The sequence below is a fragment of the uncultured Enterovirga sp. genome (assembly GCF_964242715.1).
Taxonomy (GTDB): Bacteria; Pseudomonadota; Alphaproteobacteria; order Rhizobiales; family Beijerinckiaceae; genus Enterovirga.
Genome location: NZ_CAXTAZ010000017.1, coordinates 37,375 through 50,092, shown reverse-complemented (window position 1 = coordinate 50,092; position 12,718 = coordinate 37,375). Strand labels below are relative to the sequence as shown.

The window sequence follows — 12,718 nt, the reverse complement described above, 5'->3', positions numbered from 1 at the left end:
GACATGCCCGACGACGATGTCCTGCCCGAGGACGGTTTAGGCGAGCAGCCCCATTCCGAGCCGCACCTTCCGGACCGGCGTGCGGTGGCCCGCCGCAGGCTGTCGATCGACATTTCGCCCGACCTGCATCGCCGCATCGTGACCATCTGCGCGACGCGGCGCGTGCCCGTGAACCAGGCCGTTCGCGAAGTCCTGGAACGCGCCTTTCCGGCCTGAATTCAGGCCGATGGCGCTCCGCCGGTGCGGAGCGCCCCTTCGGTCAGAAGCGGTCGTAGCGGCGGCCGCCGCCATAGCCGTAGCCCCGTCCGGAACCGCCCCGGTAATAGCCGCGATCCCGGCGGCGCGGCCCGACGCCTAGAAGATCGCGCACGATCCGGCCCGGACGGACACCCTCCCGGCGGCGCTCATAGCGGCGCTCGCGGTAGCCGTAGCCATATTGGGCGTTCTCGACCAAGGCCGACGCGGCCGGGAGATTGGCGCTGACGGGAGCGGCGGAGGCCGGTGCGGACGAGAGGGCGAGCCCCCCGACCAGCAGGCTGGCCGCGAAAGTGATAGTCTTGAACACGAGCGTTCTCCCGATGATCCAAATGGTTTTGGACGGACGACACTCAACACCGGATCCGTGATTCAGTTCAGGCTGGATATTTGGTAACCTGAATCTCTAGCTGTGACCGTCCTTCGTCTGGGCTGCAGCGCGCCCCGAACGACTTGCGATGCTTCGCCGATGTGAGTGGGGAGCGGCCTCGTTCGCGGCGGCTCGGCGCATCCCGGATGCCCGCGCGAGCAGGACGGCAGAGAACCGGACCTCGCCGTTCTCAGGACGACGGCGGCCGGCCGAGAATCCCGGGCTGGTCACATGGAACCGTTTCGCCCCTCGAGCGTCGAGTCGGCATGAAAAACTGGCTCGCAGCCGGCCTGACGGCCTTCCTCTCCACCGCGGCAACGGCCCAGCCTTGGACCGAAGCCGAAATGCAATCCCGCACGGCCGAGATCGCGACCCGCTACCTGGCTGTGTGGTCGTCGGATGCCTGGAACTCCGTCGAGGGCGTGCCGTATGTCTACGGCCCGCGCGTGCGCTTCTACGGCCAGGACTTCTCGCAAGCCGACCTCATGGCCGAGAAACGCCGGGCCATCCGGCAATGGCCGTCCCGCCGCTACGTCCACCGGCCGGGCACCCTACGGGTGCAATGCAACATGCCCCGCCAGCGTTGCGTCGCGTCCTCGACGACCGACTATTCTGTCTCGAACCCGGCGCGGGGCACGGCGAAGAGCGGCTCGGCCCTGTTCGATCTCGGCGTCAGCTTCGCGGGCCCGAAGCCCGTGATCCTGTTCGAGGGCGGCAGCATCGGGCGACGGCGGGTGTGAGTGGGGGCGTCACCTACCCGCAGCCCGCCACATCGCCTTCTCCTCACCGGGGCGGACTTGACCTCCCGGTCTTGACTGACCCTCGCGCTTCTGGCCGTCTTAGGGGTCGCGGTGACCGGTTCAGACAGTCGCGCAGCAAGCCGGCTCCGTCCCGTCTTAGAAGCCGGCGTTCCTCAGCAGAAACAGCTGACCGCTTGCCATGTAGATCGATGTGAACTGGCGAGCTATCGGGGTTTGCTGGAAGAGTTCGACGGCCAAGGCCGCGCCGGCCAAGGCTGGCGTGTGCCCCGTATCCTCCACGATGAGGATACCTCCCGGCACGATGAGCGGCGCCAGTCTGACGAGCCCGTGATACACACCTTCCAGGATGTCGACGTCGAGATTGGCTACGGCTATTTTGGTTATTTCCGGCGGCAGATCGTCCGTGATGATGTTGTTCTTCTGAACGATCACGGGTCGGCCGAGTCCAGGAAGATCGAACGACTGCAATCTCTCCGCAACGACGCTTTGACCATGCGTCACGTGCGATCCGAACCACAGCGCATCACTGCTCGATTTTGCTTCCTCGTAGTTGAATCCATCGAAGACGTCGAAGAAGTAGCTCGGACGGTAGATGCCGAGTTCCTGCATGTACCGCAAGGCGACACACCCGCTGCTTCCCTGAAACAACCGACCTCCACAAACGCACCTGGCAAATACCGCGTAATGCGAAGCGCCTGACAGATGTTCTCGAAATCACCGTATCCGAAATCGAATTTGGCGAAACCTGCTTCTGTCTGCCGAAGATACTCGCCGTCGATCACGCGCCGTGTCGCAATGTCCTTGTGTGCGTATCGGGCTGGTCTCAATTCGATGACCGAGATGAATTTGATACCTCGTTCGACCAGCGCCCGCACGAATGGCAGTCCCAGATCGTCCTGGTCGACCGCGTAGATGACGTAGTATCCAGCAAGATCGGCATTGAGGCCCTGCGCGAATCTCACATCGATGATGCTGGTATCGCCGGCTTCTGGAATATCGAGATCGGTGATGACCGCGATCTTCGATTGCCCACTTGCGCGCTGCGCATCTATCGTTTGGAGGACAAGGTCAACGCTGATTCGATGTTCGACGAGCATTTCGAAGCCTGCAACCAAGTAGGATGGCACGCCGGTTAGCACGGCTGCCCTCGGTACAACAAACCCGGTCGGTTCGATGCCAGCGGCTCTGGCCCAATGCGGCTCGGGGCGCGGTCAAGGGGACGTCCGGGGCGGCCGTGCGGCCGGGAAAGCTGGTGCTGCCACAGAGGATTGAACTCTGGACCTCTCCCTTACCAAGGGAGTGCTCTACCACTGAGCTACGGCAGCAAGGCCCGGCCGGGCAGACGGCTGAATAGAGGAAGGGTCGGGGCTTCGCAACCTCGTCGGCCGGCGCTTGCAGTCTCCGCCTCTCTGTTGCGCGGTTGCGCTAGTCCGGCTCCGACGCGGCCGCTATATTGCCTGATTCGCCGGGACCTCGACGGTCCGGGGTTGGATTGGGGCGATGACGGCCGCGGATGACCAACGCCGGGCGCGGTTGAAGGCTGCCCTGCGGGAAAATTTGAAACGGCGCAGGAGCCAGGCCGCGGCTTTGCGCCAGGGGCCCGGCCCGGCAGCTCCGGCTGACGAGCGAGAGGCGGAACCCGGCGAAGGCCGGCCCGAGACCCCTCCGGACGGGACCTAGCGCCAGGTATTCCCGTCGTCGGAGGCTCCCCGACAGACCACATCAAGGATCGAGGACAGATGGACAGGATCAGGATCACGGGAGGGGCTCCGCTCCAGGGCACGATCCCGATCTCGGGTGCCAAGAACGCGGCGCTTCCCTTGATGATCGCCACGATGCTGACCGGCGACACGGTCGAACTCCGCAGCGTGCCCCGGCTTGCCGATGTCGGCCTTCTCCTGCGGATCCTCGGCAATCACGGCGTCGACCATACCGTGACCGGCAAGCGTCCGGGCCAGACCTCGGAGACCGGCCAGACGATCCGGCTCGATGCCTCCTCCATCATCGACACCAGCGCTCCCTACGAGCTCGTCTCGCGGATGCGGGCGAGCTTCTGGGTCATCGCGCCCCTGATCGCCCGGTTCGGCGAGGCCTGCGTCTCGATGCCGGGCGGCTGCGCGATCGGTACCCGGCCGGTCGACCTCCTGCTGATGGCGCTGGAACGCCTCGGCGTCACCATCGGGATCGACGGCGGCAACGTCCTGGCCAAGGCCCCGAAGGGGCTCCGCGGCGCCGACATCGAATTCCCGAAGGTGACGGTCAGCGGCACCCATGTCGCGCTGATGGCCGCGACCTTGGCCGACGGCCGCACCACGATCGAGAACGCGGCCCGCGAACCCGAGGTGGTCGACCTCGCCGATTGCCTGAACAAGATGGGCGCCCGGGTCTCCGGCGCCGGCACGTCGCGGATCACGATCGACGGCGTCTCGCGGCTGCACGGCACCACCCACACGGTGATGCCGGACCGGATCGAGACCGGCACCTATGCCATGGCGGTCGCGATGACCGGCGGCGACGTGATGCTGGAGGGCGCCCGGCCGGAATATCTGCAGAGCGCGATCGACATCATGCAGCAGGCCGGCGTCGACATCGCGGCCACGAACGAGGGCATCCGGGTGCGCCGGAACGGCGGCAAGCTGCGGGCGGTCGACGTCACCACGAACCCGTTCCCGGGTTTCCCGACCGATCTCCAGGCCCAGTTCATGGCACTGATGACGCGTGCCGACGGCACCTCGCGCATCCGCGAGACGATCTTTGAGAACCGCTTCATGCACGTCCAGGAACTGGCCCGGTTCGGCGCCCAGATACGGCTCGACGGCGATGCCGCGATGGTGGACGGCGTCGACGACCTAAAGGGCGCACCCGTGATGGCGACGGACCTGCGCGCCTCCGTCTCCCTCGTCATCGCCGGCCTTGCGGCAGCCGGCGAGACCGAGATCCACCGCGTCTACCATCTCGACCGCGGCTTCGAGGCGCTCGAGGCCAAGCTCGCGCGTTGCGGCGCCTCGATCGAACGGCTCCGGGCCGCCTGAGCGATCCGCCCTGCCCGCGCGGGCAGGGCTTCGCCGCGTTCAGGCCGCGTTGCCGCGCTTGAGGCCGAAGCCCGGGATGTCGCAACGGCAGGGCGTCATCCGGGGAACCACGCCGCCGATCGGGCAAGAGCCCCGCCCGGTCACGCAGACCGAACTGCCCCGGCGGGCGCCGCGGCGGCCGTCATAGGCGTCATCCCGACCGCGGTCGTAGCCACGGCGGGGTCCGTCGTAATCGCCGCGGCCGCCCCGGGGCCCGTCATAGCCTCTGCCGCCGACCCGCGGCCCGTCGTAGGTCGGTCCGTAATAGACACCTGGCGGTCCCTGGTACTGCGCGACGGCGGAGCCGGAGAGGCCGGTGGCCACCAGCAAGGCTGCAAGAGCAAGCTTCTTCACGTCGTTTCTCCTGTGGGTGCCGGAACCTACAAAGTCGAACCTGAATACCGACCGACTGGCCCCAGGCCGACGGCGTTCGGACCGGCCAGTCCCGCTGCCGGTTGCGGCACCGGCGAGCCGTCGCTATCTGCCGGACATAACTCACGCGTTCGCCGGTACCGCTACATGGCCGCCACCTCTCGCGACGTCGAGCATCTCAAACTCGTCGCCCTCGATCCGGACGATCTCGCCATCCTGTCGGCGCATCTGCAGGACGCGATCGTGCGGCCCCGCGACCTCGCCTATCTGCCGAGTTCCTTCCGCTTCGCGATGGTGGCGCGCCGCTTCGATTGGGCTTGCGCCGAGGGCGAGCCGCGGCGCCAGCTGACGGGCCTCCATTTCGAGCGCGTGACCCGCTGCCGGACGCGCGGCATCGATCGCGGCCGCCCGGACACGCCGCTCGCGCTTCTCGCCGTGACCTTCGAGACCCGTGACGCACCCTCGGGCATCGCGACGCTCTGTTTCGCCGGCGGCGCCTCGATCGAGCTCGAACTCGAATGCATCGAGGCGCAGCTGAAGGATCTCGGGCCGGTCTGGTCCGCCGCCTCCCGTCCCGCCCATCAGGTGGAGAGCGCCTGATGGCGCGCTGGCTCGATGCCGGCGAGGGTGGCTTCGAACAGGACTTTCGGGAGCTCCTCGCCGCCAAGCGGGAGATTTCGGTCGATGTCGACCGTGCGGTCGGCGAGATTGTGGACGACGTCCGCAAGCGAGGCGATGCCGCGCTGATTGCCTGCACGGCGCGGTTCGACGGCCACGAACCGACGCCCGCGACGCTCGCGATCGGCGAGGCTGAGATCGACGCCGCGGTCGGTGGCCTGCACGGTCCCGCCCTCGACGCCCTCCGCTTCGCCCATGCCCGGATCGAGGCCCATCACCGGGCCCAGATCCCGGCCGATCACGACGCGACCGACGCCGAGGGCGTCAGGCTCGGCTGGCGCTGGAACGCGATCGAGGCGGTCGGGCTCTACGTGCCGGGCGGCACGGCCTCTTATCCGTCCTCCGTCCTGATGAATGCGGTGCCGGCCAAGGTCGCCGGCGTCGACCGCATCGTCATGGTGGTGCCGACCCCGGGCGGGGCGCTGAACCCGCTCGTGCTGGCCGCCGCGCGCCTTGCCGGCGTGGACGAGATCTACCGCGTCGGCGGCGCCCAGGCTGTCGCCGCCCTCGCCTACGGCACCGAGACGATCCGGTCGGTCGCGAAGATCGTCGGCCCGGGCAACGCCTATGTGGCGGCCGCGAAGCGGCGCGTCTTCGGCCAGGTCGGGATCGACATGATCGCGGGCCCCTCCGAGGTGCTGATCATGGCCGACGGGAGCGCCAATCCCGATTGGGTGGCGGCCGACCTGCTGGCCCAGGCCGAGCACGACACCGCCGCGCAGGCGATCCTGGTCACCTCGTCGCGCGCGTTCGGGCGCGCGGTCGAGGCCGCCCTCGAGCGGCAGCTCGCGACGCTGCCCCGGCGCGACATCGCGGCCGCCAGCTGGCGCGACCACGGCGCCATCCTCCTCGTCCCCGACCTCGGCTCCGCCATTCCGCTGGTGGACCGGGTCGCGCCGGAACATCTCGAGATCGAGGCCGAAGATGCCGACGCTTTGGCTGGCCGGATCCGTAATGCGGGCGCGATCTTCCTCGGCTCGCACACGCCGGAGGCCGTGGGCGACTACGTGGCCGGCTCGAACCACGTCCTGCCGACGGCGCGCTCGGCCCGGTTCTCGTCGGGTCTCGGCGTCCTCGATTTCATGAAGCGCACCGCGATCCTGCGCTGCGACCCGGCCGCGCTCGCCGCGATCGGCCCGGCCGCGATCGCGCTCGGCCGCGCGGAAGGTCTCGAGGGACATGCCCGGTCGGTCGCGATGAGACTGGGGCTGTGACAGCCGAATCGGCCGGGAGCGAAGGGCGGCGGCTCGTCGCCGTGACGCTCGACGATGCCTCGATCGGGCGCGGCAATCCCGACCAGGAGCATGAGCGCGCGATCGCGATCTACGACATCGTCGAGGCGAATTCCTTCCGCGTGCCCGAACACCCCGTGGGGCCGTACGCGCTGCATCTCGCGATCGTCGAGAACCGGCTCTGTTTCGAGATCCGCGCGGCCGAGGGCGAGGGCGCGATCACGCATCACCTCTCGCTCACGCCCTTCCGGAAGGTGATGCGCGACTACCAGATGATCTGCGAGAGCTATTACAGCGCGATCCGGACGGCCTCGCCGGCCCAGATCGAGGCGATCGACATGGGCCGGCGCGGCCTCCACAACGAGGCGTCCGAACTCCTGATCCGGCGGCTCGAGGGCAAGGTCGAGATCGATTTCGACACGGCCCGGCGCCTCTTCACCCTCATCTACGCCCTGCACTGGAAAGGCTGACGGCTTGGCCGACGGCACGGACCGGAAACGCGTGCAGTCGGTCCTGTTCGTGTGCGCCATGAACGCGATCCGCTCGCCGATGGCGGAGGCGCTGGCCCGGCATTACTACGGCAAGTCGGTCTACGTGCAGTCGGCCGGCGTGCGGCAGGGCGAGCGCGACCCCTTCGTCACCGCGGCGCTCGACGAACTCGGCATCGACGGGTCGAAGCACAAGCCCCGCACCCTCGTCGATCTTGAGGAATGGGAGGGGCTGAATTTCGACCTCATCGTCTCGCTCTCGCCCGAGGCCCATCACGCCGCGCTCGAACTCACCCGCACGGTCGCGGCCGATGTGGAATACTGGCCGACCGCCGACCCGACCCTCGTCCAGGGCACGCGCGAGCAGATGCTCGACGCCTATCGGGACGTCCGCGACGGGCTGAACTACCGGATCAGGCTGCGGCTGAAGGGGTCATAGCCCGAGCGCCCGGGCTCCGGCCGCGACCACGAGGCTCAAGACCAGCGCTGCGAGTTCGCTCCGGGTCAGCCGGGCCGTGACGATGGCCGTCACGACGCCGAGGATCGCGGCGGGACCGGCCTTGATCGCGATCGGCACCACGGTCGCGGCCACGATGGAGCCGGGCAGGGCGTCCAGCGCGCGCTCCACCGCCGGCGTGATGCGGATACGGCTCATGATCAGCCCCCCGCCGATGCGCAGGAGATAGGTCGCGAAGGCCATCCCGAGGATCGCGAGCCACGGGCCGGCCGGACCGGCGATAAGCCCGTCAACGGCGGCCATGCGACAGAGCTCCGGTGAGGGCGCCGGCGAGCGAACCCGTGATGATGAAGAGATAGCCCGGGACCAGCGCCTCGGTGATGAGCCCGACCCCGGCCGCGACGGCCCAGGGCAGGCCGGAGCGCCCGAGACCTCGCCAGAGCGGCACCGCGAGCGCCGCGAAGAAAAATGGCATGACGAGGTCGAGCGCCAAGCGCTTCGGGTCGGTGACGAGCGTGCCGGCGAGGTAGCCCGGGATCGTCGCGAGCCACCAAACCGACCAGGACAGGAGACCCGCGCCAAGGAAGACGCCGAAATCCTGTCCGCCCTCGGCCCGGTGTTTTTCGGCGGCGAGCCAGCTCGCCTCGAAGAGAAAAAAGAGCGAGAGCGCCTGGAACGGGATCGGCGCCCGCCCGAGCCAGGGTTGCAACGAGGCACCCATCAGGAGGAAGCGGGCATTCACGGTGGCGGTTACGGCCGCGATGGTGAGGAGGCCGCCGAGGGTCCAGGTGTCCCGCCACAGCTCGAGCGAGAGCATCTGCGAAGCCCCGGCCGTGAGGATGAGGCTCATCACGACGCTTTCCCAGAGCGTCAGCCCCTTCTGGACCGAGGCCGCCCCGAAGGCGACCGCGAAGGCGACCACGCCGAGCGTAGACGGCGCCGCGATCCGGGCGCCCAGAAGGGCGCCCTGAAGGGTGATGACGGGCCGAGGCGGCGGAGGGTCGGACAAGGACGGGCCGGAGCGAAAATCCGGCTTTGCCGTCCTGGAGCCGCCCCGTCAACGCAGCGCCGGTGCATGGCCGGCCTGCCCGTCGGGTCGTCCGCTCAGGCTCGCAGGTGCATGTCTGCCGGATGGGTCCTCGTCAGGAACGAGGCCACGACCGCAAACAGGCCGAAGGCGACGAAGGTCGCGCCGGCGCTTCGGTCAAGGGTGAAGACCACCGGCTGGAGAGCCAGGACGAGGCCCGCGACTGCGTCAAGGCCGAGATGGACCGGCATGGGGATCACGGGCAGGAGGCCGAGCTCATAGGCGGTGAGAAGGCTGTAGAGGATCGCTCCGGCCCCGAAGGCGAGCGCGATCCAGCCCGCGGCCCCGCCGGACGGGAGGCCGAGCAGGAACGGCATCGCCAGAAGCGCCACGCCCCAGAGATAATCGATGATCCCGTGAATGCGGGTCGGCAGAAAACGCATGGCCCGTCAAAGGCGCGGGCTCCGTAAGGTTCCCGCGCTGTCCTGGAGACTTGGTGGCCCGTCAGAAGAAGCTGTCGAAGGCCGAGAGGACCGCTGCCGGAGCCTCCTCGGCCAGGTAATGGCCCGAGGGGACCGGGCCGCCCGACACGTCGGCCCAAGCATATTCCCGCCAGATCACGAGTGGATCGTACCAGCCGCCGATCCGGCCCTTCTCGCCCCAGAGAACCAGGAGGGGGCAGCGAATCCGGGTCCCCTCCGCCCGGCTCGTCCGGTCGTGGACGAGGTCGATCGTGGCCGCGGCCCGGTAATCCTCGCACATGCCCCGGATCGCGGCGGGATCGCGCGCGGCCGCGAGATAATCCGCGAGCGCGTCCGGGACGAAGAAGCCGGGCGGCTTCGGTTCGCGGGAGGTGTGGGCGTGCCACCAGATCTCCGGCGCCGCGTCGATCAAGTTTTCCGGGAAGGGATGCGGCTGCGCGAACCAGAACCAGTGATAATAGCCCATCGCGAACGACATGTCGGTGCGCTCGAAATGTTCGAGCGTCGGCACGATGTCGAGCACCGCCAGCCGCTCGACCCGATCCGGATGATCGAGCGCCAGCCGATGCGCCACCCGGGCGCCGCGATCGTGGCTGCCGACGCGAAAGCGCTCGTGGCCGAGCCGCGTCATCAATTCCGCGAGGTCCGCCGCCATCGCGCGCTTGGCATAGGCCGCATGGTCCGGCGTCGCGGGCGGCTTGTGCGAGCCGCCATAGCCGCGCAGGTCCGGGCAGATCACGGTGAAGCGGCGGGCAAGGGCAGGGGCTACGGCGTGCCACATCGCATGGGTCTGTGGATTGCCGTGCAGCAGCAGCAAAGGCGGCCCCGAGCCGCCGCGGCGCAGCCGGACCGGTCCGGCGGAGAGGTCGAGGGTCTCGAGGGTGAAGCCGGGGAAGAAGCTCATCCATCCTCCCGCGTCGCTGCCATCGCTGATCGTCCCCGGAATATCGCCTGACGCACCAGAGCGTAAGACATCTTGGCCTACGCGCGCCTGGGCGCATCTTTCCGCGACGCGGCCGTGGTCGCACTCGGGGAAAGGTCGACGCCGAAATAGACGCGTAGCTCATCCAAGAGGTCGCGCGTGATCGCTACCGCTTTGCCGAGCTTCTTTGGATCCGGGGCTTCCGGCAATCGACCCGAAGGGCGCGGATATCGATAGGTCGTCGCGAATGCCTGCAGCCAGGTCAGCTGGATGAGGGTCTGTCGCGCAGAGTTTTCTTCTGGCAAATGGCGAACGATCCAGTCGAGCTGATGATGCTGCGACCGTGGGACATGGATTCCCTCGGCCAACACCAACGCGAGAACCAACTGCTCCACTGCCTGCTGAGCGAGATAGGCTGCAAAGTGATTGTCCGGACGCATGTTCGTCGCACCGTCCAGCGCTTCGGATGCAAGGCGAAGATGCGATGCGATCGAAAGCTCAGCCGACACGCAACCTGAGTCCTTCCCGAGCGAGGTCGTAACCGAGGGTATTTGGCAGGCCCCAGACTGATTCCAGTTCGCTCCGGCTCGTGGATAGGAGGGTGATCGGTCCGGGATGGTCGCGGGTGATGTTCCACGCCGCGAGGGGGCTCATCAGTTCGGCGGGCGAATCGTCCGGCAGCACTGCGAGCAGGTCCCAGTCGCTGTCCTCCCGGTGGTCGCCGCGCGCCCTGCTCCCGAAAAGCCAAATCTCCTCGGCGTTCAGCGTGTCCCTGACCCGCCGAACGAGCGCGCCGATCTCGTCTGGCGTCGAAACGATCGGGCGCGTCGCCTGCTTCAGCATGATGTAATCCTAGCACGATGTCGTGCCGCCCCCACCGCTCACCCCGCCTTGGCCAGCGTCACCACGTTGTGCAGCGTACGGTCGGCGTTATCGAAGAAGCGCCGGATGCCGCGCGCCGCCTGGCGGATGCGCTGCTCGTTCTCGACCAGCGCGATCCGAACATACTCGTCGCCATGCTCGCCGAAGCCGATGCCGGGCGCGACCGCGACGTCGGCCTTCTCGATCAGGAGCTTCGAGAATTCCAGGCTGCCGAGCGACCGGAACTTCTCCGGGATCGGCACCCAGGCAAACATCGAAGCCGACGGCGACGGGATGGTCCACCCTGCCTTGCCGAAGCTTTCGACCAGGACGTCCCGGCGCCGGCGATAGGTCGCCCGCATCTCGTCGATGCAATCCTGCGGGCCGTTCAGCGCCGCAGTCGCGGCGACCTGGACAGGTGTGAAGGCGCCGTAATCGAGATAGGACTTCACCCGGGCGAGCGCCGCGAGGAGCCGGTCGTTGCCGACCGCGAAGCCCATCCGCCAGCCCGCCATGGAAAAGGTCTTCGACATCGACGTGAACTCGACCGTGACGTCGATCGCGCCCGGCACCTGCAGCACGGAGGGCGGCGCCTCGCCGTCGAAATAGACCTCGGAATAGGCGAGGTCGGAGAGCACGATCAGCTCGTGCCGTTTCGCGAAGGCGACGAGGTCGCGGTAGAAGTCGAGCGAAGCCACGAAGGCGGTCGGGTTTGCCGGATAACAGACCACGACGGCGAGCGGTTTCGGGATCGAATGCAGGACGGCCCGTTCCAGGGCCGGGAAGAAGGCCGGGCTCGGCTCGGCCGGGACCGAACGGATCACGCCGCCGGCCATCAGGAAGCCGAAGGCGTGGATCGGGTAGGACGGGTTCGGCACAAGCACGACGTCGCCCGGCGCCGTGATCGCCTGCGCCATGTTGGCGAAGCCCTCCTTCGAGCCGAGCGTCGCGACGACCTGGGTGTCCGGGTTCAGCTTCACGCCGAAGCGACGGCCGTAATAGGCGGCCTGCGCCCGCCGCAGCCCGCCGATCCCCTTCGACGCGGAATAGCGGTCGGTGCGGGGCCGGCCGGCCGTCTCGCAGAGCTTCGCGACCACATGTGGCGGGGCGGCGAGGTCCGGATTGCCCATGCCGAGATCGACGATGTCGGCGCCCCCGGCGCGGGAGGCGGCCTTGGCGCGGTTCACCTCCTCGAAGACATAGGGGGGAAGCCGCTTGATGCGATGGAATTCGTGCATCGGAAATGGCTCCTTGCGGGCTGGACCCTGTCCGAACCCGCCGCCGCGGAGGATCGCTTCGTCCTCTATCATCCTGCGGGCCTTCTGGGCAGTCGGTTGCTACTCGGCGGGCTTGCGGCGGGCGCCGGAGCCGCGGGCCTCGTTGCGGGCGCGCAGGCCGTCGAGTTCGGCTTCGGCCTCGCTGATCTCGGTCTTGCTCTTCGGCCGGTAGCTCCGCTTCGGCGCGGAGGTGCCGACCGGGACATAGTCGATCCCTTCCTGCCTCGTCCGGGTGACGAAATCGGGTGCCGGCTTCGGCTCGTGGCCGGTGACGCCGCTCGCGACCGCGAGGTCGCGGACGGGGTTTCCGCCGGAGCAGCCCGCCAGGCCCGGCGCGCTGGCAAGAAGGACGAGAGCGGCTGTAAGCTTCGTGAGGGTCATGCGCGTTTCCGAACGGGCGGATCGGGAAGGGGCCGAGCCGCGTTGTCGTCGGTCAGGACTGTGGCTGCGACAAGGTCAACGAAG

19 protein-coding genes and 1 tRNA gene are annotated in these 12,718 nt (G+C 68.1%); 8 read left to right on the top strand and 12 right to left on the bottom strand.

The window, feature by feature from the left end; genetic code table 11:
* Nucleotides 1-3: 3 nt before the first annotated feature.
* A complete protein-coding gene (locus ACFE87_RS10790; RefSeq protein ID WP_375459630.1) occupies nt 4-216 on the top strand; it encodes a hypothetical protein in 213 nt (70 codons plus the stop codon).
* Nucleotides 217-259: 43 nt separating this feature from the next.
* Here the strand turns inward: ACFE87_RS10790 and ACFE87_RS10785 are convergent, their stop codons facing one another.
* The gene (locus tag ACFE87_RS10785) at nt 260-565 is read right to left on the bottom strand and encodes a hypothetical protein (protein WP_375459629.1); all 306 of its coding nucleotides are present in this window, start codon (nt 563-565) and stop codon (nt 260-262) included.
* Between the two features lie 326 nt (nt 566-891).
* Between ACFE87_RS10785 and ACFE87_RS10780 the strand changes: the two genes are divergently transcribed.
* The gene (locus ACFE87_RS10780; RefSeq protein ID WP_375459628.1) at nt 892-1,365 is read left to right on the top strand and encodes a hypothetical protein; all 474 of its coding nucleotides are present in this window, start codon (nt 892-894) and stop codon (nt 1,363-1,365) included.
* A gap of 156 nt (nt 1,366-1,521) precedes the next feature.
* Here the strand turns inward: ACFE87_RS10780 and ACFE87_RS10775 are convergent, their stop codons facing one another.
* Complete coding sequence (locus tag ACFE87_RS10775; protein WP_375459627.1) at nt 1,522-2,034, bottom strand: TylF/MycF/NovP-related O-methyltransferase; 513 nt, start codon at nt 2,032-2,034, stop codon at nt 1,522-1,524.
* 155 nt (nt 2,035-2,189) lie between these two features.
* Between ACFE87_RS10775 and ACFE87_RS10770 the strand changes: the two genes are divergently transcribed.
* On the top strand, nt 2,190-2,522 hold the full coding sequence (locus ACFE87_RS10770; RefSeq protein WP_375459626.1) for a hypothetical protein: 333 nt from the start codon (nt 2,190-2,192) through the stop codon (nt 2,520-2,522).
* A 114-nt stretch (nt 2,523-2,636) separates the two neighbouring features.
* Here ACFE87_RS10770 and ACFE87_RS10765 read toward each other — a convergent pair.
* A tRNA-Thr gene (locus ACFE87_RS10765) sits at nt 2,637-2,711 on the bottom strand.
* 414 nt (nt 2,712-3,125) lie between these two features.
* Here ACFE87_RS10765 and murA point away from each other — a divergent pair.
* The gene (gene murA / locus ACFE87_RS10760) at nt 3,126-4,418 is read left to right on the top strand and encodes a UDP-N-acetylglucosamine 1-carboxyvinyltransferase (protein WP_375459625.1); all 1,293 of its coding nucleotides are present in this window, start codon (nt 3,126-3,128) and stop codon (nt 4,416-4,418) included.
* Between the two features lie 39 nt (nt 4,419-4,457).
* Here the strand turns inward: murA and ACFE87_RS10755 are convergent, their stop codons facing one another.
* The gene (locus ACFE87_RS10755; protein ID WP_375459624.1) at nt 4,458-4,811 is read right to left on the bottom strand and encodes a hypothetical protein; all 354 of its coding nucleotides are present in this window, start codon (nt 4,809-4,811) and stop codon (nt 4,458-4,460) included.
* A gap of 165 nt (nt 4,812-4,976) precedes the next feature.
* Here ACFE87_RS10755 and ACFE87_RS10750 point away from each other — a divergent pair, with 165 nt between their 5' ends.
* The 4 genes from ACFE87_RS10750 to ACFE87_RS10735 are packed head-to-tail and all read left to right on the top strand — an operon-like array spanning nt 4,977 to nt 7,666.
* Nucleotides 4,977-5,429: a DUF2948 family protein gene (locus tag ACFE87_RS10750; RefSeq protein ID WP_375459623.1), complete on the top strand. Its 453-nt coding sequence runs from the start codon at nt 4,977-4,979 to the stop codon at nt 5,427-5,429.
* Nucleotides 5,429-6,721: a histidinol dehydrogenase gene (gene hisD, locus ACFE87_RS10745; protein WP_375459622.1), complete on the top strand. Its 1,293-nt coding sequence runs from the start codon at nt 5,429-5,431 to the stop codon at nt 6,719-6,721. Before ACFE87_RS10750 ends, hisD begins: the two co-directional genes overlap by 1 nt.
* On the top strand, nt 6,718-7,209 hold the full coding sequence (locus ACFE87_RS10740; protein ID WP_375459621.1) for a UPF0262 family protein: 492 nt from the start codon (nt 6,718-6,720) through the stop codon (nt 7,207-7,209). Before hisD ends, ACFE87_RS10740 begins: the two co-directional genes overlap by 4 nt.
* 4 nt (nt 7,210-7,213) lie before the next feature.
* Nucleotides 7,214-7,666, top strand: coding sequence for a low molecular weight phosphatase family protein (locus ACFE87_RS10735; RefSeq protein ID WP_375459620.1), 453 nt, complete (start codon nt 7,214-7,216; stop codon nt 7,664-7,666).
* On the opposite strand, the gene ACFE87_RS10730 is transcribed toward ACFE87_RS10735, so the two are convergent.
* The 8 genes from ACFE87_RS10730 to ACFE87_RS10695 form a co-directional block, all read right to left on the bottom strand.
* Complete coding sequence (locus tag ACFE87_RS10730) at nt 7,661-7,987, bottom strand: AzlD family protein (RefSeq protein ID WP_375459619.1); 327 nt, start codon at nt 7,985-7,987, stop codon at nt 7,661-7,663. The two genes, ACFE87_RS10735 and ACFE87_RS10730, sit on opposite strands and share 6 nt — an antisense overlap.
* A complete protein-coding gene (locus ACFE87_RS10725) occupies nt 7,974-8,693 on the bottom strand; it encodes an AzlC family ABC transporter permease (protein ID WP_375459618.1) in 720 nt (239 codons plus the stop codon). Before ACFE87_RS10725 ends, ACFE87_RS10730 begins: the two co-directional genes overlap by 14 nt.
* A gap of 95 nt (nt 8,694-8,788) precedes the next feature.
* Nucleotides 8,789-9,154, bottom strand: coding sequence for a hypothetical protein (locus ACFE87_RS10720; RefSeq protein WP_375459617.1), 366 nt, complete (start codon nt 9,152-9,154; stop codon nt 8,789-8,791).
* Between the two features lie 61 nt (nt 9,155-9,215).
* On the bottom strand, nt 9,216-10,097 hold the full coding sequence (locus ACFE87_RS10715) for an alpha/beta fold hydrolase (RefSeq protein WP_375459616.1): 882 nt from the start codon (nt 10,095-10,097) through the stop codon (nt 9,216-9,218).
* A gap of 77 nt (nt 10,098-10,174) precedes the next feature.
* On the bottom strand, nt 10,175-10,624 hold the full coding sequence (locus tag ACFE87_RS10710) for a HEPN domain-containing protein (protein WP_375459615.1): 450 nt from the start codon (nt 10,622-10,624) through the stop codon (nt 10,175-10,177).
* Complete coding sequence (locus ACFE87_RS10705; protein ID WP_375459614.1) at nt 10,614-10,958, bottom strand: nucleotidyltransferase domain-containing protein; 345 nt, start codon at nt 10,956-10,958, stop codon at nt 10,614-10,616. Before ACFE87_RS10705 ends, ACFE87_RS10710 begins: the two co-directional genes overlap by 11 nt.
* A gap of 38 nt (nt 10,959-10,996) precedes the next feature.
* Entirely contained in the window at nt 10,997-12,214 is a 1,218-nt protein-coding gene (locus tag ACFE87_RS10700; RefSeq protein WP_375459667.1) for an LL-diaminopimelate aminotransferase, read from the bottom strand.
* A gap of 99 nt (nt 12,215-12,313) precedes the next feature.
* Complete coding sequence (locus ACFE87_RS10695; RefSeq protein ID WP_375459613.1) at nt 12,314-12,634, bottom strand: hypothetical protein; 321 nt, start codon at nt 12,632-12,634, stop codon at nt 12,314-12,316.
* Between the last annotated feature and the right edge of the window lie 84 nt (nt 12,635-12,718).